Origin of the sequence: Enterocloster clostridioformis (assembly GCF_020297485.1) — a bacterium.
Taxonomy (GTDB): Bacteria; Bacillota; Clostridia; order Lachnospirales; family Lachnospiraceae; genus Enterocloster; species Enterocloster clostridioformis.
Map to the genome: position 1 here is coordinate 2,906,955 of NZ_JAIWZC010000001.1, position 22,098 is coordinate 2,929,052.

36 protein-coding genes are annotated in these 22,098 nt (G+C 46.8%); all 36 read right to left on the reverse strand.

Features of this window, described 5'->3' with window-relative positions; translation table 11 throughout:
* Positions 1–15: 15 nt before the first annotated feature.
* Complete coding sequence (locus LA360_RS14690; protein WP_112482119.1) at positions 16–870, reverse strand: energy-coupling factor transporter ATPase; 855 nt, start codon at positions 868–870, stop codon at positions 16–18.
* A 279-nt stretch (positions 871–1,149) separates the two neighbouring features.
* Complete coding sequence (locus LA360_RS14695) at positions 1,150–2,136, reverse strand: PspC-like choline-binding domain-containing protein (RefSeq protein WP_112482121.1); 987 nt, start codon at positions 2,134–2,136, stop codon at positions 1,150–1,152.
* A 45-nt stretch (positions 2,137–2,181) separates the two neighbouring features.
* The gene (locus LA360_RS14700; RefSeq protein ID WP_057571757.1) at positions 2,182–3,177 is read right to left on the reverse strand and encodes a hypothetical protein; all 996 of its coding nucleotides are present in this window, start codon (positions 3,175–3,177) and stop codon (positions 2,182–2,184) included.
* An 88-nt stretch (positions 3,178–3,265) separates the two neighbouring features.
* The gene (locus tag LA360_RS14705) at positions 3,266–4,516 is read right to left on the reverse strand and encodes a hypothetical protein (protein ID WP_022201697.1); all 1,251 of its coding nucleotides are present in this window, start codon (positions 4,514–4,516) and stop codon (positions 3,266–3,268) included.
* A 197-nt stretch (positions 4,517–4,713) separates the two neighbouring features.
* Positions 4,714–5,250 (reverse strand): bL17 family ribosomal protein, encoded by a 537-nt coding sequence (locus LA360_RS14710; RefSeq protein WP_022200413.1) that lies wholly within the window; start codon positions 5,248–5,250, stop codon positions 4,714–4,716.
* Between the two features lie 193 nt (positions 5,251–5,443).
* A complete protein-coding gene (locus LA360_RS14715; protein ID WP_002566486.1) occupies positions 5,444–6,406 on the reverse strand; it encodes a DNA-directed RNA polymerase subunit alpha in 963 nt (320 codons plus the stop codon).
* Positions 6,407–6,579: 173 nt separating this feature from the next.
* On the reverse strand, positions 6,580–7,173 hold the full coding sequence (gene rpsD, locus LA360_RS14720) for a 30S ribosomal protein S4 (protein WP_002587389.1): 594 nt from the start codon (positions 7,171–7,173) through the stop codon (positions 6,580–6,582).
* A 26-nt stretch (positions 7,174–7,199) separates the two neighbouring features.
* A complete protein-coding gene (rpsK, locus tag LA360_RS14725; protein ID WP_002566488.1) occupies positions 7,200–7,604 on the reverse strand; it encodes a 30S ribosomal protein S11 in 405 nt (134 codons plus the stop codon).
* A 155-nt stretch (positions 7,605–7,759) separates the two neighbouring features.
* The gene (rpsM, locus tag LA360_RS14730) at positions 7,760–8,128 is read right to left on the reverse strand and encodes a 30S ribosomal protein S13 (protein WP_002576420.1); all 369 of its coding nucleotides are present in this window, start codon (positions 8,126–8,128) and stop codon (positions 7,760–7,762) included.
* A gap of 26 nt (positions 8,129–8,154) precedes the next feature.
* Positions 8,155–8,268 carry a 50S ribosomal protein L36 gene (gene rpmJ, locus LA360_RS14735; protein ID WP_003497809.1) on the reverse strand — a complete coding sequence of 38 codons (114 nt, stop codon included), beginning with the start codon at positions 8,266–8,268 and terminating at the stop codon, positions 8,155–8,157.
* 186 nt (positions 8,269–8,454) lie between these two features.
* Complete coding sequence (gene infA, locus LA360_RS14740) at positions 8,455–8,673, reverse strand: translation initiation factor IF-1 (protein ID WP_002566490.1); 219 nt, start codon at positions 8,671–8,673, stop codon at positions 8,455–8,457.
* Positions 8,674–8,686: 13 nt separating this feature from the next.
* The gene (locus LA360_RS14745) at positions 8,687–8,950 is read right to left on the reverse strand and encodes a KOW domain-containing RNA-binding protein (RefSeq protein ID WP_002587388.1); all 264 of its coding nucleotides are present in this window, start codon (positions 8,948–8,950) and stop codon (positions 8,687–8,689) included.
* A gap of 14 nt (positions 8,951–8,964) precedes the next feature.
* A complete protein-coding gene (map, locus tag LA360_RS14750; protein ID WP_022200414.1) occupies positions 8,965–9,711 on the reverse strand; it encodes a type I methionyl aminopeptidase in 747 nt (248 codons plus the stop codon).
* A 3-nt stretch (positions 9,712–9,714) separates the two neighbouring features.
* Entirely contained in the window at positions 9,715–10,359 is a 645-nt protein-coding gene (locus LA360_RS14755; RefSeq protein WP_022200415.1) for an adenylate kinase, read from the reverse strand.
* A gap of 377 nt (positions 10,360–10,736) precedes the next feature.
* Complete coding sequence (gene secY / locus LA360_RS14760) at positions 10,737–12,053, reverse strand: preprotein translocase subunit SecY (protein WP_002587385.1); 1,317 nt, start codon at positions 12,051–12,053, stop codon at positions 10,737–10,739.
* On the reverse strand, positions 12,053–12,493 hold the full coding sequence (gene rplO / locus LA360_RS14765) for a 50S ribosomal protein L15 (RefSeq protein WP_002587384.1): 441 nt from the start codon (positions 12,491–12,493) through the stop codon (positions 12,053–12,055). The genes secY and rplO overlap by 1 nt, the downstream gene beginning before the upstream one ends.
* A 25-nt stretch (positions 12,494–12,518) precedes the next feature.
* The gene (gene rpmD / locus LA360_RS14770) at positions 12,519–12,701 is read right to left on the reverse strand and encodes a 50S ribosomal protein L30 (protein ID WP_002566496.1); all 183 of its coding nucleotides are present in this window, start codon (positions 12,699–12,701) and stop codon (positions 12,519–12,521) included.
* 15 nt (positions 12,702–12,716) lie between these two features.
* Positions 12,717–13,226 carry a 30S ribosomal protein S5 gene (gene rpsE / locus LA360_RS14775; protein ID WP_002566497.1) on the reverse strand — a complete coding sequence of 170 codons (510 nt, stop codon included), beginning with the start codon at positions 13,224–13,226 and terminating at the stop codon, positions 12,717–12,719.
* Positions 13,227–13,243: 17 nt separating this feature from the next.
* Entirely contained in the window at positions 13,244–13,612 is a 369-nt protein-coding gene (rplR, locus tag LA360_RS14780; RefSeq protein ID WP_002566498.1) for a 50S ribosomal protein L18, read from the reverse strand.
* Between the two features lie 17 nt (positions 13,613–13,629).
* The gene (gene rplF / locus LA360_RS14785) at positions 13,630–14,172 is read right to left on the reverse strand and encodes a 50S ribosomal protein L6 (RefSeq protein ID WP_002587383.1); all 543 of its coding nucleotides are present in this window, start codon (positions 14,170–14,172) and stop codon (positions 13,630–13,632) included.
* A gap of 73 nt (positions 14,173–14,245) precedes the next feature.
* Positions 14,246–14,647: a 30S ribosomal protein S8 gene (gene rpsH / locus LA360_RS14790; RefSeq protein ID WP_002566500.1), complete on the reverse strand. Its 402-nt coding sequence runs from the start codon at positions 14,645–14,647 to the stop codon at positions 14,246–14,248.
* Between the two features lie 132 nt (positions 14,648–14,779).
* Complete coding sequence (locus LA360_RS14795) at positions 14,780–14,965, reverse strand: type Z 30S ribosomal protein S14 (RefSeq protein WP_002566501.1); 186 nt, start codon at positions 14,963–14,965, stop codon at positions 14,780–14,782.
* Between the two features lie 16 nt (positions 14,966–14,981).
* Entirely contained in the window at positions 14,982–15,521 is a 540-nt protein-coding gene (gene rplE, locus LA360_RS14800) for a 50S ribosomal protein L5 (protein WP_002566502.1), read from the reverse strand.
* A gap of 22 nt (positions 15,522–15,543) precedes the next feature.
* On the reverse strand, positions 15,544–15,849 hold the full coding sequence (rplX, locus tag LA360_RS14805; RefSeq protein WP_002587382.1) for a 50S ribosomal protein L24: 306 nt from the start codon (positions 15,847–15,849) through the stop codon (positions 15,544–15,546).
* A gap of 12 nt (positions 15,850–15,861) precedes the next feature.
* A complete protein-coding gene (gene rplN, locus LA360_RS14810) occupies positions 15,862–16,230 on the reverse strand; it encodes a 50S ribosomal protein L14 (RefSeq protein WP_002587381.1) in 369 nt (122 codons plus the stop codon).
* Between the two features lie 24 nt (positions 16,231–16,254).
* Complete coding sequence (gene rpsQ / locus LA360_RS14815; RefSeq protein WP_002587380.1) at positions 16,255–16,509, reverse strand: 30S ribosomal protein S17; 255 nt, start codon at positions 16,507–16,509, stop codon at positions 16,255–16,257.
* Positions 16,510–16,631: 122 nt separating this feature from the next.
* Complete coding sequence (gene rpmC, locus LA360_RS14820; RefSeq protein WP_002566506.1) at positions 16,632–16,835, reverse strand: 50S ribosomal protein L29; 204 nt, start codon at positions 16,833–16,835, stop codon at positions 16,632–16,634.
* Positions 16,825–17,262 carry a 50S ribosomal protein L16 gene (gene rplP / locus LA360_RS14825; RefSeq protein ID WP_002566507.1) on the reverse strand — a complete coding sequence of 146 codons (438 nt, stop codon included), beginning with the start codon at positions 17,260–17,262 and terminating at the stop codon, positions 16,825–16,827. The genes rpmC and rplP overlap by 11 nt, the downstream gene beginning before the upstream one ends.
* On the reverse strand, positions 17,262–17,918 hold the full coding sequence (rpsC, locus tag LA360_RS14830) for a 30S ribosomal protein S3 (protein WP_002587379.1): 657 nt from the start codon (positions 17,916–17,918) through the stop codon (positions 17,262–17,264). Before rpsC ends, rplP begins: the two co-directional genes overlap by 1 nt.
* Before the next feature lie 9 nt (positions 17,919–17,927).
* The gene (rplV, locus tag LA360_RS14835) at positions 17,928–18,314 is read right to left on the reverse strand and encodes a 50S ribosomal protein L22 (protein WP_002566509.1); all 387 of its coding nucleotides are present in this window, start codon (positions 18,312–18,314) and stop codon (positions 17,928–17,930) included.
* 30 nt (positions 18,315–18,344) lie between these two features.
* On the reverse strand, positions 18,345–18,629 hold the full coding sequence (rpsS, locus tag LA360_RS14840) for a 30S ribosomal protein S19 (RefSeq protein ID WP_002566510.1): 285 nt from the start codon (positions 18,627–18,629) through the stop codon (positions 18,345–18,347).
* Between the two features lie 20 nt (positions 18,630–18,649).
* On the reverse strand, positions 18,650–19,495 hold the full coding sequence (gene rplB / locus LA360_RS14845; RefSeq protein WP_022201453.1) for a 50S ribosomal protein L2: 846 nt from the start codon (positions 19,493–19,495) through the stop codon (positions 18,650–18,652).
* Positions 19,496–19,725: 230 nt separating this feature from the next.
* Positions 19,726–20,025 carry a 50S ribosomal protein L23 gene (rplW, locus tag LA360_RS14850; protein ID WP_022201452.1) on the reverse strand — a complete coding sequence of 100 codons (300 nt, stop codon included), beginning with the start codon at positions 20,023–20,025 and terminating at the stop codon, positions 19,726–19,728.
* The gene (rplD, locus tag LA360_RS14855; RefSeq protein ID WP_003525121.1) at positions 20,025–20,645 is read right to left on the reverse strand and encodes a 50S ribosomal protein L4; all 621 of its coding nucleotides are present in this window, start codon (positions 20,643–20,645) and stop codon (positions 20,025–20,027) included. Before rplD ends, rplW begins: the two co-directional genes overlap by 1 nt.
* A 28-nt stretch (positions 20,646–20,673) precedes the next feature.
* A complete protein-coding gene (gene rplC, locus LA360_RS14860) occupies positions 20,674–21,309 on the reverse strand; it encodes a 50S ribosomal protein L3 (protein ID WP_002566514.1) in 636 nt (211 codons plus the stop codon).
* Positions 21,310–21,503: 194 nt separating this feature from the next.
* The gene (rpsJ, locus tag LA360_RS14865) at positions 21,504–21,821 is read right to left on the reverse strand and encodes a 30S ribosomal protein S10 (RefSeq protein ID WP_002566515.1); all 318 of its coding nucleotides are present in this window, start codon (positions 21,819–21,821) and stop codon (positions 21,504–21,506) included.
* Positions 21,822–22,098: the final 277 nt, after the last annotated feature.

Genomic DNA, 22,098 nt, shown 5'->3' on the forward strand with positions numbered 1-22,098 from the left:
TCTATCTCCTTCTCCCTATCTCAGAAGGGGTACCAGCTGTTCCACCAGCTCTTCCCTGCTAAGGATTCCATCTGCAAGGGGTATCCCTGCCTCCTTAAGCTCCCAGGCCAGCTCTGTCACCTGAGGCACGTCCAGTCCATGGCTCTTCAGCTCTTTGACCCTGGAGAATATCTCCCTTGGCTGTCCGTCCATGGCAATCCTGCCGTCGTCCATGACGATGATTCTGTCAGCTTCAATGGCCTCCTCCATATAATGGGTAATCAGCAGGACCGTGATGCCTTCTGTCCGGTTTAACTCATGTATGGTCCGTATGACCTCCCTGCGGCCGTTAGGGTCCAGCATGGCAGTGGGCTCGTCCAAAATAATACACTCCGGCTTCATGGCCATGACGCCTGCTATGGCCACCCTCTGCTTCTGGCCTCCGGAAAGCTTATTGGGGGACTGGAGCCGGTAGGCGGTCATTCCAACTGCTTTCAGGCTCGCCTCCACACGCTTCCATATCTCTTCTGTGGGCACGCCTATATTCTCCGGTCCAAAGCCCACATCCTCCTCCACGATATTGCCAATGATCTGGTTATCCGGATTCTGGAACACCATGCCGGCGGTCTTGCGCACATCCCAGATATGTTCCTCATCCCTGGTATCCATATCTCCCACCCATACGGTTCCCTCCGTGGGCAGCAGGAGACCGTTGACATGTTTGGCCAGGGTAGACTTGCCGGAACCATTATGGCCCAGCACAGCCACAAAATCACCCTTTTTTATATCCACATCCACCCCGTCAATGGCCCGTTTCACTTCTTCTATGTTTTCTTCCTCATCGCGCCTGATATACTCATATACCAGTTTTGCCGTTTTAACGATTCCCATATGCGTCCTTTCAAAACCTTTGTTCTGCTACGTTTCTCAATTTTAGTTGATATTACTATAGAAGTCAAGAGCAGCGGCGCAATAATCCCATTACAGGGCCATGGCTGCGGCAAAAAACAGTGCCAGCCGCAAGACCAGGCCCGGAGAGGAGGATATCCATATGGCAGAAAAATATCCCCTGAGAGTTTTTAAGCTCCCCGGGGATTTTCTCTGTGGCAAAATGTATACAGCGTATTTTATACCTTATCTGCCGCCTTTCCATATCCGGCCAGCTGTGGGTCACTGCACCCAGGCTCCGTCATCCCCCACATAATACCCGTCCGGTGTGGTGGTGTCATAATACATGGCTCCGTCGTCTCCGCAGTAATACCATCTGCCGTTCCAGTCAATCCAGCCCGTCACCATGTAGCCCGCGGCATTGAAGAAATACCACCTGTCATCAATATATTGCCAGTTATTCACCGTATAGCTCTTATCCGCATTGCAATACCACCAGCCCACCGCATCCCTCAGCCATGCGCCTTTGTAATCGGATGATGAGAAGCCGTATGTCCTTCTGCCATCGCTGATTTCATCCGCTTCCTCAGATGAGACATACCATGAGTCAGATTCCTCCCAGCTTCCCTTGTCAGAGGAGTTGTACACAGCCCTGACTTTAAACATATAGTCACCGCTTTTTGTTATATAACCGGAAAAATCATAACTGGTGTCCGAGGTTGTAAGTACAGAGGTCACTGAATTATCGTTACGGTAAAGCCTTACCTCGTATTTCCTTGCATCCCCGCTGTCCTCCCATGAGGCCATGCCGTCGGATTCATCCCATTCCAGTCCGTAGACATCTAAATCATATCCGCTGTCACTGCCGTCCAGAGAATCCAGAGTAATGTATACAATCAAGGTGCTGCTCTTTCTGGTAACAGATGTAACTTTGCCGTCCGCCCCTTTTAAGTCCACATCATTTTTAGACAGACCGGAAGAAAAGTAATAGTCATCCTCTGCCTCCACCGTGACCTTCAGCTTTGGTTTATCGCCATCGTCCCATCCATTTTTAGGCTCATTGGTTATCTCTATATCGTCCACATAGTAGTCGCCTGAATCACAGGTCACATCCACATCGCCGGAACTGTCACCCGCCTCAATATTCGACTCTACATCCAGGGATATACTGTCTATCTCTGTCCTTGTGGATGCCATGGCCGTCCCGCACATAAACATCAACAGCGCCCCTGACATCCAAATGACTGCCTGCTGTTTCAGTCTCCCCATATCACACTCTCCCTTTCACTGCAAACCATAAACTGTGCCTCTGCGTCAATGAATCCAGGCTCCGCTGCCGTCTACCTGAAAGCCGTCCGGTGTGGTGACTCCTGCTGCCATGGCGCCATCCTCATACATGTAATACCATGTATCCTGAATCTGGTTCCATCCTGTAACAGCATAGCCTTCCGGGTTAAAATAGTACCATTTCCCCATGATACGCTCCCACCGGTCTGCGGCTGCAGTCCCATCCTGATAGGTAAAACGCCTGCCCTCCTGATAATCTCCCCAGGTTCCGTCAGTAATGCCTGGTGTATTAGCCCCGGAGGCCAGGGAACTTACAGGTTGGCCATCCTCAAGATAATCCTGCTGGTTTCCGTTTCCCGCAATGGCCTGGACCTCAAAATAATACTGAATCCCCTCCTTTGTCATAAACGGTGAAAAATCGTACTCGGTACTGCCCTCCACAAGCTGGCTCACCACAGACCCCTGATCATTATAGAGAACGACCCGGTAGGTGGTGGCGTACTTAACAGGATTCCACCTGGCAAGACTGGGGTTTGCACTGTCCCAGCCGGCCCAGGCAGTCTCTCCCAGCTGTGCCGCTGCCTGGTACTTAAATTTCACCTGATATACATTTCCCAGATCTGATTCATAGTCCTCTCCCGTATACTTTTTAACAGAGGACACCTTTGCCTCATTCCTTCCATTTGTCACATAAAGCTCCAGACTGTCCCTGCCCAGGGTTCCGGAACAGCCCAGATACAGGGTTCCGGTCACTTCATTGCCCGGGCTCCAATTGAGGGAGTCCTTAGACCACTCCACATCGGATGCCAGCTCCACCGCATCAGAGGAATTCTCAGACACTTCCACGTCCGGCTCCAGGGGATGTTCCCTTTCCTTGTCATTGTCGTCCCTGCTGGTGCCGCCCGTGTCATACTGGTTGGTAATCTCCAGCCTATATGTGGTTTTAGCCTGAGCACTCATGCTCAGGCCAAATACCATCAAACAAACGGCAGCAGTTGTAAAACAAAATCTGCTTTTTTTCATAGCGTCTCCTTTCAACTATCCTTTCTTTATCTATGAAAAATGCCGTCATACCTCTTTTTCCCACAAATCACTCACAAACCTCTTTACCCTAATGCTGCCATACTCCATTGGCGTCCAACTTGAAACCGCTGATGGACGTGCTAACGGCCTTCTGTCCCTGTCCCGGATAGAAGTAGTACCAATTATCCTGGACCTTGTACCATCCCTCTACCATGGCGCCGCTTTCATTCATAAAGTACGTCTTTCCGTCAATGGTAAGCCAGCTGTTCTTGACCATGGCGCCTTCCGGTCCGTCCTGGTTGGGATTCATATAATACCATATGTTATTAGACTTTACCCAGCCCGTCTTCATGTCTCCGTTTTCACCCAGGTAGTACCATCCGCTGTTGGTCTGTTTCCAGCCTGTTATCATCTTGCCGGTCTCGTCGAACAGATACCATTTATCATTCCATCTCAGCCAGCCGTTTTTCTGGTAGTTGCCGTCAGGATATTTGAAATACCATGTGTCGCCTTCCTTGCGCCATCCAACGTCCGTGTTTCCTCCGCCGGGAGTGCTGCCGTTTCCGTTCTCCTGTCCACTGCCGTCAGAAACCTCGTCCTCAGCGATATATAAGTCTCCTGCTTCTGTCCATTCGCTCTTTTTGCCGCGCTTCTTTTCCTCCTCTGTGTGAGGAACGGTTCTTACCTTAAAGGAATAATCGCCTTCCTTGGTCATATAGGGATAAAAATTGTAGGATGTCCCCTTGTACTCCTCCAGCTTTTTGACAACGGATGAACCCCGGTATAAATACACGTCATAATATCCGGAACCGCCGTTTTCCGGTTTCTCCCACCTGGCTCTGCCCCGGGTGCTGCCCCATTCCGCGTCTTCCGGCGGGTCGTAGGTTCCCTTGATTCCGTTTGCCCTGATTACCACCTTAAGGTCACTTCCGCTTTTGGAAGCAGACACAAAGGTTCCGCCGCTGACACTGACGCTGCCTGAACTGTAGCTGCTGCGGAAACGGTAATCATAATTGCTGTTGCCGGAACTCTCCGGCTCCAGCCATACGGTTATCTTTGGCGTGTCGCCAATGGTCACTTCCTTATCATTGGACCACTCTGCCGACTGTACCCTGTATTTGTTCGATGAAGTGTATACCTTGTTCCCGCTGTCGCTGGAATCCGTTCCCAGACTGTCACCATCATTGATTTCATCCCCTGAATCCAGGTCTATATCCACCTTCAAAGAGATGTTCGTGATATACTTATAATCAGATGCTGCCAGGGACTGAATGGGCATCGCTGTAACCAGCGTACCGGTGGCCAAGGCCAGACATAACAATCGCTTCATGCTTCTCATGAAATTCAACCTCCTCCAAGGATTCCCCCTTGCTTCACTTTCCTTGTATCTTCTTTTCCTGGTTCTATTATAGACCAGGGGACAGTTTTGCGTCAACTTACGATATTCTTGCGATATTTTCACGATTATTTCAGGAACAACAAAAAACTGCAGACACGTTTACCATATCTGCAGCCTTCTTAATGATTCAAATATAATTATACTAACTCAATCAGAACTTCCATAGCGCCATCGCCCTTACGCTGGCCAATCTTAACGATTCTGGTGTAACCACCATTACGGCCTACGTACTTTGGAGCAACGTCGTCAAAAATCTTTGCTACCAGGTCAATAGACTTGGTATTCTTCTTCTTTCCTGCTGCTGCAGCCGGAACTTCAGTCACTCCGTAGAGAACCTTTAACATCTGTCTTCTGGCATGCAGTCTGGAAGGCATATCTTTCTTGATTTCCTTCTCTACTTCATCGTATACGGTAACTTTCTTGCCGTCTACAACTTCCTTAACTCTCTTGCCGTCTTTGTCCTTGCGGGCAACCTTAGCGGTAACCTTTACAGTCTCGAAGTTATCCTTCTCCTTAACTGCCATGGCAATCAGACCTTCTGCAACCTTGCGGATTTCCTTTGCGCGGGTTTCAGTTGTCCTGATGTGTCCATGATATAACAGTGCTGTTACCTGGCTTCTGATTAAAGCTTTTCTCTGATCGGAAGTTCTTCCTAATTTTCTATATCCTGCCATTGTATTTTCCTCCATTATTGCGGAACACCTTCACCATGCTTCTTTGGACTTACTGGCGTTGGCGTTTTTGCCCACTTATTCTATTTGGCTCTCTCAGTCATGCTTCTTTGGACTTACTGACCGGGAGTAAAGCTCCCTCACTGCGTTCGGTCTGTGCGGGAAACGCAAACTCCGCTTCGCTGCGTTCGGTCGCTTAGTTGTCGTCGCTTGGATTCAGCTGTAAGCCTAATTCCTTTAACTTGGCCAGTACTTCCTCTAGGGACTTGCGGCCTAAGTTACGAACCTTCATCATGTCCTCAGAGGTCCTGTTGCACAGTTCTTCCACTGTGTTGATGCCGGCTCTCTTCAGACAGTTGTAGGAACGAACGGAAAGCTCCAGTTCGTCGATATTCATCTCAAGCACTTTCTCTTTCTCATTGTCTTCCTTCTCTACCATGATCTCAGCGGTCTTGGCATTCTCGGAAAGGTCAATGAACAGGTTCAGGTGCTCGCTTAATACCTTAGCGGCCAGGCTGACAGCCTCGTCGGGAGCCAGGGTGCCGTTGGTGTAAATCTCAAGTGTAAGCTTATCGTAGTCCGTCTGCTGTCCCACACGTGTATTGGCTACCGCCATGTTCACGCGCTCCACAGGAGTGTAGATGGAATCAACCGCTATGACCCCGATTGGTAAATCGTCGTTCTTATTCTTATCGGCGCTGATATAGCCGCGGCCCTTGGTGATGGTAAGTTCCATATAGAACTTGCTGTCCGTACCGCCGCTTAAGGTGGCGATAATCTGATCCGGATTCATGATCTCGATATCAGCATCCGCCTGGATGTCAGCTGCAGTAATTACACCTTCGCCTTCAAATTCAATGTATGCAACCTTGGGCTCATCGGTATCGCTGTTGTTCTTAATCGCTAAGCTTTTGATGTTCATAATAATTTCAGTCACATCTTCCTTAACTCCAGGAATGGAACTGAACTCATGCAAAACGCCATCGATTTTTACCTGACTCACTGCGGCTCCGGGTAAAGAAGAAAGCATGATTCTTCTTAAGGAATTGCCCAGCGTAGTGCCGTAACCTCTCTCAAGTGGTTCAACTACAAACTTGCCGTATCTCTTGTCTTCTGAAATCTCTGCGATTTCAATGTTTGGTTTTTCAAAATCGAACACTAATAGCCCCTCCTTTTTGGGTTTCTATCAAATCTCGAGGGAAATAAAGCACTGCAAAGCAGTGCACTGCCCAAACACAGCCCAAGGCGTAAGTTCGGGTTTTTCATCCTGCAAAGTACGCCTGCCCCATAAAGGACAGGCATACCTTGTACAATTTATAATCAATTGTAGGATTACTTGGAGTACAACTCGACGATAAGCATTTCGTTTACCGGAACATCAATCTCATCCCTGGTCGGCATTTCCTTAACGGTACCGCGCAGGTTCTCCTGGTCTACATCCAGCCAGGCCGGAACCATACGTCCGCCGGTCACTTCCAGGATGTCTTTGTATCTCTGTGCGGATTTGTATTTCTCCTTCACTTCAATGACATCACCAGCCTTAACGCGGTAGGATGGAATATTCACTGGCTTGCCGTTAACCAGAATGTGCTTATGGTCAACAATCTGTCTTGCTTCCTTACGTGTACGGCCCAGACCCATGCGGAACAGCACGTTGTCCAGTCTGCACTCTAACAGGATCATCAGGTTAGTACCTACCATACCGTTCATCTTGGATGCCTTAGCATAGTAATTACGGAAAGGCTTCTCTAATACGCCGTAAATGAATTTAGCTTTCTGCTTTTCTCTTAACTGCATGCCGTATTCACTTAACTTTTTGTTTGTTCTCTTGGATTCTCTGTTGGACTTTTTATCAATTCCTAAATAGATCGGATCCAGACCAAGGGATCTACATCTTTTAAGAACAGGAACTCTATCTACTGCCACTTTAATTACCTCCTAATTAAAATCAATCAGACTCTTCTACGTTTTGGCGGACGGCATCCGTTATGTGGAACCGGTGTCACGTCCTTAATGCTGGTTACTTCCAATCCACATGCCTGAAGGGCACGGATTGCTGCTTCACGTCCTGAACCAGGACCCTTTACCATAACGTCTACGGATTTTAAGCCATGTACGAGAGCTGCCTTAGTAGCAGTTTCTGCCGCCATCTGGGCTGCATATGGAGTAGATTTTCTTGAACCTCTAAATCCAAGACCACCGGCACTAGCCCATGAAAGAGCGTTACCCTGCGCATCAGTTAATGTAACAATTGTGTTATTAAAAGATGACTGGATATGTGCCTGTCCGCGTTCAACGTTTTTCTTTACACGCTTTTTTGTCACTTTTTTAGCTGTAGTGGACACTTTTTTAGCCATTTTAAACTAACCTACTTTCTCATTTTCTTGAATTCGCTCTTCCTGCTTTTAAAACATGTAAATCGAATTCGGTTACAATGTTGCTAATGATGTTCTTCTTCCGCTGATCGAAGAACAAAGTTCACACTAAATTCGTGAATTACCTCATTAAGTGCTTACTTTTTCTTGTTTGCTACTGTCTTCCTCGGACCCTTGCAAGTTCTGGCATTGGTCTTTGTCTTCTGGCCACGAACCGGCAGGCTCTTTCTATGACGAATTCCTCTGTAGCATCCAATTTCCTGAAGTCTCTTGATGTTCATAGCAATCTCTCTACGAAGATCACCTTCAACAGTCTGAGTCTCAGCAATGATGTTAGCCAGCTTTTTTACCTCATCATCGGTTAAATCCTTAACACGAGTGTCTGGGTTAACGCCAGCTGCCGTTAAGATGCGGTTGGAGCTTGCTCTACCGATACCGTAGATGTAAGTAAGACCGATCTCAACACGTTTTTCTCTTGGTAAGTCAACACCTGAAATACGAGCCATGTGTGTAGTACACCTCCTAATTTTAATTAACCTTGTCTCTGTTTATGCTTTGGATTTTCACAAATTACTCTGATACTGCCTTTTCTCTTTATGATCTTGCATTTTTCGCAGATCGGCTTTACGGATGATCTAACCTTCACAGTAATTCTCCTTTCTATAGACCAACAAAGTTGCTAAAGCATTATATCAAACATTTACCATTAATGCAAGCACTTTTTTATCTATTGTGTTTTATGTTATTTTCCGGGACAGGCGGTGTATGATATCACTGTGCCCGCAGAAAACTGAACTCTGTCTTACTTCTGTCACCAAACAGCCGGCTTACCTTATTTATCTCTCCAAATGATTCTTCCCTTGGATAAATCATATGGCGACAGCTCAATGGTTACTTTATCTCCCGGCAGGATGCGGATATAATTCATACGAAGCTTTCCGCTGATATGTGCCAGTACCTGATGGCCGTTCTCCAGTTCAACCTGGAACATGGCGTTGGGTAATTTCTCAATTACGGTTCCCTCAATTTCAATTACGTCTGCTTTTGACATTCTATTTTACCTCCTACTGCCTGCGGCTGCGGATGAAGCCTGTTATGTCCTCATCCCTCACCGCCGCGCCTTCTGTAAGCTTCTTCCTTAAGGTTTCATCGTGCTCATCCATGAGCTGCAAGTGTTTCCTGTTCTTGCGTTTCTGTTTACTTAAAGGGTGTTTCCCGCCGTCTGACAGATAAACATATTCCCCTTGGACACTGATTATGATATACAGTTCATTTTTGTCGTGACCTGCTAAGCTCTTTACCAGGCCGGCTTCCTTAAACTCTACCATAGGGCCACCTCAAACTACAGCGATAAAATCTCAGGTTCGCCATCCGTAATCAGGATGGTGTTCTCATAATGGGATGCCAGAGAGCCGTCCTCTGTCACAACGGTCCAGCCGTCATCCTCCCATACTACATCATAGCGCCCTGCAGTAATCATAGGTTCAATTGCGAGTGTCATTCCGGCTGCCAGCCTGATGCCTTTACGGCGCTGGGCGAAATTAGGAATCTCGGGTGCTTCATGCATCTCCGTACCGATTCCGTGACCTACCAGGTCCCGGACCACTCCGAAGCCAAAGCTTTCTGCATATTCCTGAATGGCTTTGGAAATGTCATTGAGATGATTGCCAGCTTTCGCGTACTTTATACCTTCAAAAAAGCTCTGCTGCGTCACCTCTACCAGTTTCCTGGCCTCCCCGCTCACTTCTCCAATCATATGGGTTCTGGCTGCATCGGACTGATATCCCTTCCATATAACGCCTGTATCCAGGCTGACGATATCTCCTTCTTCCAGATAGCGGTGCTTATCCGGAATGCCGTGAACCACCTCATCGTTAATGGATATACACACAGATGCCGGAAAACCCTGATAATTCAGAAAAGATGGCACACATCCATGACTTCTTATCATATCTTCACACATCCGGTCGATTTCTTTGGTAGACATACCCGGTGCCAGGGTCTTGCCAAGCTCCTCATGAATCTTGGCAAGAATGCGCCCTGCTTCCCGCATTAATTCAATTTCCCGTTCTGATTTAATCGTTACCATTCTCTATGCTCCTAAAATCCTGACGATGGCCTGGAATACTTCTTCCATATCCAATGTGCCATCTACCTCGGCTAAAACGCCTGCCTTTTTATAATACTCTATGAGAGGCTGGGTCTGGTCATGATAGACATCAAGACGCTTCTTAACAGTTTCCGGTTTATCGTCATCTCTAAGTACCAGATGCTGGCCGCATACATCACAGATTCCTTCCATTTTAGGAGGATTGTATACGATGTGATATGTTGCCCCGCAGGAAAGGCACGCGCGGCGTCCGGACATACGGTTTATGATGTTCTCATCAGGAACATCCACGTTGACTGCATAGTCAATGGCCTCGCCCATGTCGCCCAGGGCCTTTGTAAGGCTCTCAGCCTGTGGGATAGTCCTTGGAAATCCGTCCAGTACGTATCCGTTTTTGCAGTCCTCCTCATGGATGCGGTCTAACAGCATGCCGATGGTAATTTCATCCGGCACAAGGCCGCCTGCATCCATATAAGACTTAGCTTTCATCCCCAGCTCCGTGCCGTTTTTTATGTTGGCCCGGAAAATGTCCCCGGTAGAGATATGGGGAATCTGATATTTTGCTGCAATCTTTTTTGCCTGAGTGCCCTTGCCGGCACCAGGTGCGCCTAACATGATAATCTTCATAAACCCAGTCCTCCTCGTTATGAGCACTTAGCGGCCGTATTTTGGCCGCTTACGTGCGATACATGTCATCTCCACTTGGTGAGGTCTTCCACGAGCCTAGTGGAGTGGCTCGTTATGAGCACTTAGCGGCCGTATTTTGGCCGCTTACGTGCGATACATGTCACCTCCACTTGGTGAGGTCTTCCACGAGCCTAGTGGAGTGGCTCGTTATGAGCACTTAGCGTCTGTCTTTTAGACGCTTACGTGCGATACATGCCACTGACACTTAGCGAGGTTTCTCACGAGCTTAGTGCAGCGGCGCGTTATAAGCTATAAATACAACAAATCCGCCCCTGTGGAATACCACAAAGGCAGATTGATTGATTCAACTGTGGTTGTTAATCGTTCAAAAATCCCTTATAATAACGCACAAGCATCTGAGATTCTACTGCTTTGATTGTCTCAAGCACAACGCCCACGATAATGATCAGTGACGTTCCGGAAAATGAGATTCGGCTGACATTGAGTAAACCGGACGCAAGAATCGGAACAACCGCAATAACTATGAGGCCGCATGCACCAATAAAAACAATATAATTCAATATCTTATTCAAATAATCGCTGGTTGGCTTTCCAGGACGGATGCCCGGGATAAAGCCGCCCTGCTTCTTCATGTTATTGGCCACTTCCAACGGGTTAAAGGTAATGGACGTATAGAAGTAAGCGAACATAATCAGCAATGCAATATAAATCACCAGACCGATGGAGTATATAGGATACTCAGGCCTGCACCATGAACCCGAATTGAGCACCATCAGAATCTTACTGCCGATGGAGTTGGGATCAATCGTAAAGAACTGAGAAATCACCACCGGGAAGGACATGATGGAAGAAGCAAAGATTACCGGCATAACGCCTGCGGTATTTATCTTCAGTGGGATGTTGGAAGTCTGTCCGCCAACCATCTTACGGCCAACCATCTTCTTGGAATACTGGACCGGAATTCTCCTCTCGGCATCGTTCAGCACGATAACGAAAACTACCATAGCCAGGATTATCAGGGCAATCATCACAACGCTGAAAATCATCTTTGTAACCGTCTGTCCGAAGATAAAACGGTAATAAAGGGTCTTTATATCATCCGGCACACTTGACAGGATGTTGAACAACAGTACGATTGAGATACCGTTTCCAACACCCTTTTCCGTAATCTGCTCGCCGATCCACATGAGCAGGGCGCTGCCCGTTGTCATGGTAACGATGGCGATGATGATGTTCCATGCGTTATAATCTATCAGAAGTCCCTGACGTCCGAAGCCGATGGCCATGGCACTTGATTCAATCAGTGCCAGGCCTACGGTGGTATAGCGGGTGTATTCCTGAATCTTCTTTCTTCCGTCCTCGCCATCCTTCTGCAGCTCTTCCAGTTTTGGAATCGCAATGGTCAGAAGCTGGATGATGATGGAAGATGTGATGTATGGCGTAATGCTCAGGGCAAAGATGGACATGGATGAAAATGAACCACCTGTCATGGCATTAAAGAAGCCAAACACATCCGTTGTCTGTTTCGCAAACCAATTCGCGAAGAACGATGTCTCGATTCCCGGAATCGGCAGCTGGCTGCCAAAACGGATGACTACCAGCATCATGAAGGTATAGAGAATCTTAGTGCGAAGCTCTTTTACCTTGAATGCATTTCTGATCGTTTTAAACATTAGATCACCTCGCAGGTTCCACCTAAAGCTTCGATTTTAGATTTTGCACCTTCACTGAATGCATTAACCTTAACGGTCAGCTTTTTGGTTAATTCTCCATTTCCAAGGATCTTTACACCATCTCTTGGATTCTTAACGATGCCGGCCTTGATTAAGGTCTCAACCGTAACCTCAGCATCATTATCGAACCTTTCCAGAGCGCTTACGTTAATACCAACAATGGTCTTAGAATTCATATTAGTGAAACCACGCTTTGGCAGACGTCTGTATAAAGGCATCTGTCCGCCTTCAAAGCCAGGCCTTGTAGCTCCGGAACGAGCTTTCTGACCCTTATGGCCCTTACCTGCGGTTTTACCATTACCTGAACCATGGCCACGGCCTTTTCTAAAATTATCGCTATGCTTTGAACCTGCAGCAGGCTGTAAATTTGACAATTCCATGACTGCACCTCCTTACTCTATATGATTAGACTTCTTCAACTTTTACTAAATGCCGCACTGCTGCGACCATGCCTCTGACAGCGCCATTATCTGGCATCTCAACCGTCTTGTGCATCTTGGTCAGTCCAAGAGCCTTAACCGTTGCTTTCTGCTTTGGAACAGCACCGATAGGGGACTTGACTAATGTGATTTTTAACTTCTCTGCCATGTCTTTCTCCTCCTATTAGCCTACGATTTCTTCCACAGATTTGCCGCGCAGTCTTGCGAATTCTTCCGGAGTCTTTAAGGAAGTAAGGCCTGCAAGAGTTGCAAGGACTACATTTGTCTTGTTGTTGGATCCTAAAGATTTTGTACGGATGTTCTTGATTCCCGCCATCTCCAGTACGGAACGTGCCGGACCGCCGGCGATAACACCAGTACCTTCAGGAGCTCTCTTTAACAGAACAGCTGCACTTCCGAATTTACCGATAAAATCATGTGGGATACTCTTATTCTCATCTACAGGAATCTCTACCAGATTCTTAATTGCGGCTTCTTTACCTTTGCGGATGGCCTCCGGAACCTCGCCGGCCTTTCCTAAACCTGCGCCAACGTGGCCGTTGCCATCGCCTACTACTACCAGAGCGGAAAATCTCATGGTACGTCCACCTTTAACAGTCTTGGATACTCTCTTGATTGCCACTACCTTGTCATTCAGCTCCATCTGACTGGCGTCAATAATTGTACGCTTCATGCTTGTTCTCCTCTCTATTAGAAATCCAGACCAGCCTCGCGGGCTGCATCTGCTAATGCCTGAACTTTGCCCTGATATATAAAGCCGCCTCTATCGAAAACAACTTCCTTGATACCTTTTTCAAGGGCTCTCTTTGCAATGACTGTACCTACATATGCTGCAGCTGCCTTATCGTTGGTCTTCTCCAGTTCAGCATTTACTTCTTTCTCAACTGTGGAAGCAGCAACCAAGGTGTTACCAACCGTATCGTCGATAATTTGAGCATACATATGATTATTACTTCTAAACACTGCCAGACGCGGTCTCTCTGCTGTGCCAGCAAAACGGTTACGCATTCTGTTGTGTTTCTTTACGCGAATTTCGCTTCTTGACTGTTTGTTAACCATTTTTACACTCTCCTTAATTATTTCTTACCAGTCTTACCAACTTTACGTCTGATAACCTCGTCAGCATACTTGATACCCTTGCCCTTGTACGGCTCAGGTCTTCTCTTGTCTCTGATTTCAGCAGCGTATTGGCCAACTTTTTCTTTACTGATACCTTTAACGATAATCTTGTTCTGACCTTCCATAACGGTCTCGATGCCCTCTGGATCTTCCATCTCTACCGGATGGGAGTAACCCAGGTTCAAGGTGAGCTTCTTGCCCTGCTTAGCGGCCCTGTAACCAACGCCGTTAACTTCAAGAACCTTCTCATACCCCTCTGTAACACCATGAATCATGTTGTTAACCAGTGTTCTGGTCAGACCATGTAAAGATTTCATCTTCTTTAAATCGTTTGGTCTGCTTACGATAATCTGATCATCCTTCTGCTCGATGGTCATTTCTACTGGGAGCTCTCTCTCTAATGTTCCCTTTGGACCTTTTACAGTCACTTTGTTTCCTTCTGCGATTGTAACAGTAACTCCTGCCGGAACCGCAACTGGCATTCTACCGATACGTGACATGCCTTTACCTCCTACTTAAATTCTCGGAAGGAACTATGCGTTCCTTCTGTTTTCAGTTTCCTCTATCTCATCCTTACCAAACAAATGCCAATACTTCGCCGCCAACGCCTAACTGACGTGCTTCTTTATCTGTAATCACGCCCTGGTTGGTGGAGATGATAGCGGTACCAAGTCCGCCCAGTACCTTGGGAAGCTCTTCCTTGTTAGCGTATACACGCAGACCCGGCTTGGAGATTCTCTTGATACCGGAAATGATTTTCTCGTTCTTGTCTTTGCCGTACTTTAAGGTGATTCTGATGGTCTGGAAACCGCCGTCCTCTACCATGTCGTACTTTGCAACATACCCCTCTTTTACCAAGATGTCAGCGATGGCTATTTTCATCTTGGATGAAGGTACGTCTACTGTATCATGTTTTGCAGTGTTTGCATTACGAATTCTTGTAAGCATATCTGCAATCGGATCGCTCATTGTCATTTTAAAATGCCTCCTTCTCTATAAATATTCTCCTGTTCCTCACTGCCTTTCATGAGGAAGATACTCCTCCCTACGTTCGGAGTATCGGCTTTCGCACTAAGTTCGTGAACTACCTCACTAAGTGCTTCATGCCTACCAGCTAGCTTTCTTAACGCCAGGAATCTGACCCTTGTATGCTAACTCGCGGAAACAGATACGGCAGATACCGTACTTTCTTAAATAAGCATGTGGACGGCCACAGATTCTGCAGCGGTTGTACTCTCTGGTGGAGAATTTAGCCGGACGCTGCTGTTTAATCTTCATTGAAGTCTTAGCCATGAAAGTTTCCTCCTAACTATTTTGCAAACGGCATATTGAATAATGTCAAAAGTTCACGAGCTTCTTCGTCAGTCTTAGCGGTGGTAACGAAGATGATATCCATACCTCTTACCTTGTCAACTTTGTCGTACTCAATCTCAGGGAAGATCAGCTGCTCTTTGATACCGAGCGCATAGTTTCCCCTGCCATCAAATGCGTTAGGGTTAACACCTCTAAAGTCACGTACACGGGGCAGTGCCAGGTTTACCAGACGGTCAAGGAATTCATACATTCTCTCGCCGCGCAGCGTTACCTTGCAGCCGATTGCCATGCCTTCACGGAGCTTAAAGTTAGCAATGGACTTCTTTGCCTTGGTGGTTATAGCCTTCTGTCCGGAGATGATTTCCAAATCCCTTACAGCAGAATCCAGAACCTTGGCATTTTCCTTAGCTTCGCCTACGCCCATGTTGATAACAATCTTATCAAGCTTCGGCACCTGCATAACGTTCTTATATCCAAATTTTTTCATCAGAGCGTCTACCATTTCGTTCTGATACTGTTCTTTTAATCTAGCCAACGTTTTTTCCTCCTCTCCTGAATTAGTCGATTACTTTGCCGGTTGTCTTTGCTACGCGAACCTTCTTGCCGTCTTTTTCTTCAAATCCGACTCTGGTTGCCTTGCCGTCTACTACCAGCATTACATTGGAGATATCAATAGGAGCTTCCTGGTTAACGATGCCGCCCTGTGGTTTGCCCGGAGCCTGCTTTGTGTGCTTGGTAACCATGTTGCAGCCCTGAACCAGAACTTTGTTCTTCTTTGTATCAACAGAGATAACTTTTCCCTGCTTATCTTTATCTTTACCTGCGATTACGACTACTAAGTCGTCCTTCTTAATCTTATTCACAGTAACACCTCCTTATAATACTTCGGGAGCTAAGGAGACAATCTTCATGAACTGTTTGTCTCTTAATTCTCTTGCTACAGGCCCAAAGATACGAGTTCCTCTTGGAGTCTTGTCATCCTTAATAATTACTGCTGCGTTCTCATCAAATCTGATGTAAGAACCGTCTTTACGGCGTGCGCCCTTAACGGTACGTACCACTACAGCCTTTACAACATCGCCCTTCTTTACAACACCGCCTGGTGTTGCATCTTTAACGGAAGCAACGATGATATCACCGATACTTGCATATCTCCTGGTTGAACCACCTAATACACGGATGCAGAGAAGTTCTTTTGCACCGGTATTGTCGGCAACCTTAAGTCTTGTTTCCTGCTGAACCATACCTGTTACTCCTTCCTCATCTCATTATCTGGCTTTCTCGATAATCTCAACAAGTCTCCATCTCTTATCCTTGGACAGTGGTCTTGTTTCCATTACTTTTACTGTATCACCGATGGTGCACTCATTCTTTTCATCATGAGCTTTCAACTTCACGGTCTTCTTAACGATCTTACCGATTACAGGATGTTTTACATGGTCCTCGATAGCAACTACGATTGTCTTATCCATCTTGTTGCTGACCACTTTACCGGTACGGGTCTTTCTCAAATTTCTTTCCACGGTAGTTTAATCTCCTTTCCGATTTCCGGGTATGTTCACTCAACTAAACTCGAAAATACCTCGTTAAGTTTCGTGAACGACGTTCGCACTAAGCTCGAAAATGCCTCGCCAAGCGCTCACAGTCATGCGTTAGCCTTCTCAGTGATAACAGTCTGGATCCTGGCAATGTTCTTGCGAACTTCCTTAATCCTGGATGTGTTATCCAGCTGATTGGTTGCATTCTGGAATCTTAAATTGAACAGTTCCTTCTTCGCAGCTACTAACTCTTCATTCAGCTCATTTGCTGACTTATTCTTTAACTCTTCTACAAATTTATTAGTTTTCACTGTTATCACCGCCTTCTAAATCTGCTTTAGAAACAATCTTACACTTGCATGGCAGCTTGTGCATAGCAAGACGCAGAGCTTCTCTAGCTGTTTCCTCTGGTACACCAGCGATTTCGAATAATACACGGCCTGGCTTTACAACTGCTACCCAGTACTCCAGAGCGCCTTTACCGGAACCCATACGGGTTTCTGCTGGCTTTGCTGTTACAGGTTTATCCGGGAAAATCTTAATCCAGACTTTACCGCCACGCTTGATGTAACGGGTCATGGCCACACGGGCAGCTTCAATCTGGTTTGATTTGATCCAACATGGTTCAGTGGAGACTAAACCGTACTCGCCGTTAGAAATCGTGTTGCCTCTTAATGCCTTGCCGGCCATGGAACCACGGAACTGCTTACGACGCTTAACTCTCTTAGGCATTAACATTATTTATCGCTCCCTTCCTTGTTTCCTTTAGTAGGAAGAACTTCGCCCTTGTAGATCCATACCTTAACGCCAATCTTGCCGTAGGTTGTATCTGCTTCTGCGAAACCATAGTCAATATCTGCTCTTAATGTCTGAAGCGGGATGGTACCTTCGCTGTAGAATTCAGTACGTGCCATATCAGCTCCGCCAAGGCGGCCTGCAACTGCGGTCTTGATACCCTTAACGCCGGCCTTCATGGTTCTTCCCATGGTGGACTTCATTGCACGGCGGAAGGAAACACGGTTCTCCAGCTGTCCCGCGATGGACTCTGCAACCAGCTGAGCATCCCTGTCCGGACGTTTGATTTCCTTGATGTCGATGAACAGCTTCTTATCAGTCAGCTTCTGAACTTCCTTCTTCAGCTTCTCGATTTCAGAACCACCCTTACCGATAACCACGCCTGGCTTAGCGGTGTAGATGATAATCTTAACTCTGTCAGATGCACGCTCAATCTCAATTTTGGAAATGCCGGCACTGAACAGTTTCTTCTTCAGGAACTTTCTCATATTGTAATCTTCAACCAGGCAGTCAGCAAAATCAGCTTCTGCATACCACTTGGAATCCCAGTCTTTAATAACACCGACTCTTAAGCCGTGTGGATTAACTTTCTGTCCCATATTTGCCTCCTATCTCTCATTCAGAACAACAGTGATGTGGCTCATTCTCTTCTCGATCCTGTAAGCACGTCCCTGAGCTCTCGGTCTGACTCTCTTCATGGTCGGGCCCTGGTTAGCGTAGCACTCTTCAACATAAAGTTTCGCTGGGTCCATTCCGTTATTGTTCTCAGCATTTGCTGCTGCTGATTCCAGTAACTTCTTGATTAAGCTGGAAGCGTATCTGGGATTGTAAGTTACAATACCAAGTGCGGTCTGTAAATCTTTGCCTCTGATGGCATCTAATACAAAGCAAGCCTTCTGGACAGACACTCTCGCGTAAGACAGTGTTGCGCTTGGTCTTGTGTCCTTCTGGGCATTTCTTTCTCTCTTGACTTGGGATCTATGTCCTTTTGCCATTAGTAAAACCTCCTTTCAATTTACCGTGAATTACTTTCTCACGCCGGACTTCTTCTCGTCTTTACCGTGACCTCTGTAGGTTCTGGTTGCTACGAATTCGCCCAGCTTATGTCCTACCATATCTTCGGTTACATATACCGGAACGTGTTTCCTGCCGTCATGAACTGCAATTGTGTGACCAACCATCTGCGGGAAGATTGTAGAACGGCGGGACCAGGTCTTGATTACCTGCTTCTGTCCTGCTGCATTCATAGCGTCTACTTTCTTTAACAGATGTGCATCTGCAAATGGTCCTTTTTTCAGTGAACGAGCCATGTGTTCTTAACCTCCTTTAACTATTTGATGGTTCTGCCATCACGTCTTCTTACGATCAACTTGTTAGACTGCTTGTTTTTCTTTCTGGTCTTCAGACCCAGAGCCGGCTTGCCCCATGGTGTGCACGGACCCGGACGGCCGATACCGCACTTGCCTTCACCACCACCGTGTGGATGGTCGTTGGGGTTCATTACGGAACCGCGGACTGTAGGTCTGATACCCATGTTGCGCTTCCTGCCAGCTTTACCAATGTTGATCAGGGAGTGTTCGCCATTGCCCACAACACCGATTGTTGCGCGGCAGATGATTGGAACCATTCTCATTTCGCCTGAAGGTAAACGTAAGGTGGCGTACTTGCCTTCCTTAGCCATCAGCTGTGCTGAATTACCGGCTGAACGGACTAACTGGCCGCCCTTGCCAGGATATAACTCAATGTTGTGTACCTGAGTACCAACCGGGATGTGATACAGCGGCATGCAGTTTCCAAGCTTTGCCTCTGCTGTATCGCCGCTCATAACCTTCATTCCGTCGGTTAAGCCCTGTGGCGCCAGGATATATGCCTTCTCGCCGTCTGCATAGCAGATCAGAGCGATGTTAGCTGTTCTGTTTGGATCGTACTCGATTCCGATAACAGTTGCGGGAATACCATCCTTGCTGTTTCTCTTAAAGTCGATGATTCTGTATTTTCTTCTGCTGCCGCCGCCTCTGTGACGAACAGTGATTTTACCCTGATTGTTACGACCAGCGTTCTTGTTCAGGGATACTACCAGAGATTTCTCCGGAGTGTCCTTTGTGATTTCCTTGAAATCAGAACTGGTCATATGTCTTCTGGAAGGTGTATAAGCATTATACTTCTTAATTCCCATGACATTTTACTCCTTTTCTTTTTCTTTTCACGGCGCGTGACTTTGGTTGGAATATCTGGGATATCCCGGATGCCGTATAAGTTCTCCGTCCGGGTGTGTCCGGCGGGTGAATGGTTTGTTGGATTAAGGTGTTCTTAACCGCAACGGGTTCCGCTCGACTAAGCCCGAAAAGACCTCGCTAAGTCTCGGGAACGGCGTTCTTACTAGGTTCAAAAAATCTCACCAAGTAATCACAGCCCCTGGAAAATCTCAATCTCTTTGCTGTCTTCTGTCAGCTTTACGATTGCTTTCTTGGAAGCAGCTGTCTTGCCGAAGGTCATTCCCCTTCTCTTGGTCTTGCCTTCGCAGTTCATGGTGTTCACGCCGGCGACCTTGGTGCCCGGGAACATTTTCTCAACAGCCTCTTTAATCATAGACTTGTTAGCGTCTACATGTACCATGAAAGTATACTTTCTATCGCCCATGGCATTCATGCTCTTCTCAGTGATGACTGGTTTTAAAATGACGTCATAATACTTGATATCTGCCATTATGCGTACACCTCCTCGATGGATGCAACAGCAGCTTTGGTAGCCACTACTGTGTTGTACTTCAGAATGTCGTATACGTTGATGGAGCCGACCTGAGAGGTCTTAACGTCTGCAATGTTCCTTGCAGATAATACTGTATTCTGATCATTGTCAGCCAGAACCACCAGTGCCTTGGATACCTTCAGGTTATCCATAACATTCTGGAACTTCCTGGTCTTAATCTCGTCAAACTTAAGCTCATCTACCACGATAAACTTGTTGTCCTGAACACGGCTGGTCAGAGCAGACCTGAGAGCGGCTCTCTTTTCCTTCTTGTTCAGTCTGATGGTGTAATCTCTTGGTGTGGGAGCGAATACGATACCGCCGCCCTTCCACTGAGGAGACCTGGTTGAACCCTGTCTTGCATGACCGGTTCCTTTCTGTCTCCACGGCTTTCTGCCGCCGCCGGAAACCTCAGAACGTGTCTTTGCTTTCTGTGTTCCCTGACGTTTATTTGCAAGCTGTGCAACAACTGCAAGATGTACCAGATGCTCGTTAACTTCTACACCGAACACGGCATCGTTCAGTTCTAATGTGCCAACTTCTTTACCTTCCATATTGTAAACAGATACGTTTGCCATTTGTGTGTTCCTCCTTTCCTATAAAAGCTTACCTTTCAACCTTAACGGTTTCTTTAATTGTTACCAGGCTCTTCTTTGGTCCTGGCACCGCGCCCTTAACCAGAATCAGGTTATTGTCAACATCAACCTTGACAACCTCCAGATTCTGAACGGTAATCTGCTTGCTGCCCATGTGGCCTGGCATTCCCTTGCCCTTGAATACGCGGCCTGGTGTTGTAGCGGAACCGTTGGAACCCTGATGGCGATGGAACTTGGAACCATGTGCCATAGGTCCTCTGTGCTGTCCATATCTCTTGATGGCGCCCTGGAAGCCTTTACCCTTGGAAATAGCGGTTGCGTCAATCTTATCGCCTGCTGCGAAGATGTCAGCCTTAATCTCATCTTTTACGGAATACTCTTCAGCATTCTCAAACTTGAATTCTCTTACATATCTCTTGTAAGAAACGCCAGCCTTATCAAAATGGCCTTTCTGTGGCTTGCTGACCAGTTTGTCCCTCTTGTCAACAAAACCAACCTGCACTGCCTTGTAACCATCGTTCTCAGCTGTCTTAACCTGTGTTACCACACAGGGTCCTGCCTGAAGTACGGTTACCGGAACTAAAGCACCATTCTCATTGAAGATCTGGGTCATTCCGACTTTTGTTGCTAAAATCGCTTTCTTCATTGTCTTACCTCCTGTTTCATGATCTACAGCGGAATGCTTTCGCATTCATCCTAGAACAGCCTAATATACGTGGAACACTATGAACCGCCTGGCGGTATGTTGATTCCTCAACAGGAAATGCAGTGTTGCTTCTATATTTAAACCCTTCAGGATATAAACATTTTTTCTTGAAAACAAATTGCCCTGCGGCCATTCTATTTTGTTTTCATCTTGATGTCGATGTACACACCAGCCGGCATTTCCAGTCTGGACAGCGCATCAACTGTTTTCTGGCTTGGAGCTGTGATGTCGATGAGTCTCTTGTGAGTTCTCTGCTCGAACTGCTCTCTGGAATCTTTGTACTTATGAACCGCACGCAGAATAGTTACTACCTCTTTCTTGGTTGGTAACGGCACCGGTCCGCTCACCTGTGATCCTGTCTTCTTTACAGTCTCGATGATTTTTCCGGCGGACTGATCTACCAACTGATGATCATAAGCCTTTAAAGTGATTCTCATTACTTGACTTGCCATAAAAAAAGTCGCCTCCTTTTCGCACTTTCAAACCAAGTACGACAAGCGGTGACTGTACACGTTTCCGTGTGTGTCCTAACGGAACTCCACACTGATTCTGCCATCTAACATTGCAGTTTCTTTAATTGGTACAGTGACTTGTCGCCAGTTTCCTAACTTGACATTCGCTCCACGGAAAACCTGCCTCACTTTGTGGGCAGCAACCTCTCGCTTCAACGCTATCATGCCACAGCCTTTGTATAATAGCACACATTCCAAATAAATGCAAGTATTTTTT

Excerpts from the sequence above, each read along its gene's own strand:
- LA360_RS14690 (WP_112482119.1), bottom strand. The coding sequence starts at position 870 with ATGGGAATCGTTAAAACGGCAAAACTGGTATATGAGTATATCAGGCGC.
- LA360_RS14695 (WP_112482121.1), bottom strand. The coding sequence starts at position 2,136 with ATGGGGAGACTGAAACAGCAGGCAGTCATTTGGATGTCAGGGGCGCTG.
- LA360_RS14700 (WP_057571757.1), bottom strand. The coding sequence starts at position 3,177 with ATGAAAAAAAGCAGATTTTGTTTTACAACTGCTGCCGTTTGTTTGATG.
- LA360_RS14705 (WP_022201697.1), bottom strand. The coding sequence starts at position 4,516 with ATGAGAAGCATGAAGCGATTGTTATGTCTGGCCTTGGCCACCGGTACG.
- LA360_RS14710 (WP_022200413.1), bottom strand. The coding sequence starts at position 5,250 with ATGGCAGGATATAGAAAATTAGGAAGAACTTCCGATCAGAGAAAAGCT.
- rpsK (WP_002566488.1), bottom strand. The coding sequence starts at position 7,604 with ATGGCTAAAAAAGTGTCCACTACAGCTAAAAAAGTGACAAAAAAGCGT.
- rpsM (WP_002576420.1), bottom strand. The coding sequence starts at position 8,128 with ATGGCTCGTATTTCAGGTGTTGACTTACCAAGAGAAAAACGTGTTGAG.
- infA (WP_002566490.1), bottom strand. The coding sequence starts at position 8,673 with ATGTCAAAAGCAGACGTAATTGAAATTGAGGGAACCGTAATTGAGAAA.
- LA360_RS14745 (WP_002587388.1), bottom strand. The coding sequence starts at position 8,950 with ATGGTAGAGTTTAAGGAAGCCGGCCTGGTAAAGAGCTTAGCAGGTCAC.
- map (WP_022200414.1), bottom strand. The coding sequence starts at position 9,711 with ATGGTAACGATTAAATCAGAACGGGAAATTGAATTAATGCGGGAAGCA.
- LA360_RS14755 (WP_022200415.1), bottom strand. The coding sequence starts at position 10,359 with ATGAAGATTATCATGTTAGGCGCACCTGGTGCCGGCAAGGGCACTCAG.
- secY (WP_002587385.1), bottom strand. The coding sequence starts at position 12,053 with ATGTTTAAAACGATCAGAAATGCATTCAAGGTAAAAGAGCTTCGCACT.
- rplO (WP_002587384.1), bottom strand. The coding sequence starts at position 12,493 with ATGGAATTGTCAAATTTACAGCCTGCTGCAGGTTCAAAGCATAGCGAT.
- rpmD (WP_002566496.1), bottom strand. The coding sequence starts at position 12,701 with ATGGCAGAGAAGTTAAAAATCACATTAGTCAAGTCCCCTATCGGTGCT.
- rpsE (WP_002566497.1), bottom strand. The coding sequence starts at position 13,226 with ATGAAGCGTACAATTATTGACGCCAGTCAGATGGAGCTGAATGACAAG.
- rplR (WP_002566498.1), bottom strand. The coding sequence starts at position 13,612 with ATGGTTAACAAACAGTCAAGAAGCGAAATTCGCGTAAAGAAACACAAC.
- rplF (WP_002587383.1), bottom strand. The coding sequence starts at position 14,172 with ATGTCACGTATCGGTAGAATGCCAGTTGCGGTTCCGGCAGGAGTTACT.
- rpsH (WP_002566500.1), bottom strand. The coding sequence starts at position 14,647 with ATGACAATGAGCGATCCGATTGCAGATATGCTTACAAGAATTCGTAAT.
- LA360_RS14795 (WP_002566501.1), bottom strand. The coding sequence starts at position 14,965 with ATGGCTAAGACTTCAATGAAGATTAAACAGCAGCGTCCGGCTAAATTC.
- rplN (WP_002587381.1), bottom strand. The coding sequence starts at position 16,230 with ATGGTTCAGCAGGAAACAAGACTTAAGGTTGCCGACAATACCGGTGCA.
- rplP (WP_002566507.1), bottom strand. The coding sequence starts at position 17,262 with ATGTTAATGCCTAAGAGAGTTAAGCGTCGTAAGCAGTTCCGTGGTTCC.
- rpsC (WP_002587379.1), bottom strand. The coding sequence starts at position 17,918 with ATGGGACAGAAAGTTAATCCACACGGCTTAAGAGTCGGTGTTATTAAA.
- rplV (WP_002566509.1), bottom strand. The coding sequence starts at position 18,314 with ATGGCAAAAGGACATAGATCCCAAGTCAAGAGAGAAAGAAATGCCCAG.
- rpsS (WP_002566510.1), bottom strand. The coding sequence starts at position 18,629 with ATGGCTCGTTCACTGAAAAAAGGACCATTTGCAGATGCACATCTGTTA.
- rplB (WP_022201453.1), bottom strand. The coding sequence starts at position 19,495 with ATGGGAATTAAGAAGTATAATGCTTATACACCTTCCAGAAGACATATG.
- rplW (WP_022201452.1), bottom strand. The coding sequence starts at position 20,025 with ATGGCAGATATCAAGTATTATGACGTCATTTTAAAACCAGTCATCACT.
- rplD (WP_003525121.1), bottom strand. The coding sequence starts at position 20,645 with ATGGCAAACGTATCTGTTTACAATATGGAAGGTAAAGAAGTTGGCACA.
- rplC (WP_002566514.1), bottom strand. The coding sequence starts at position 21,309 with ATGAAGAAAGCGATTTTAGCAACAAAAGTCGGAATGACCCAGATCTTC.
- rpsJ (WP_002566515.1), bottom strand. The coding sequence starts at position 21,821 with ATGGCAAGTCAAGTAATGAGAATCACTTTAAAGGCTTATGATCATCAG.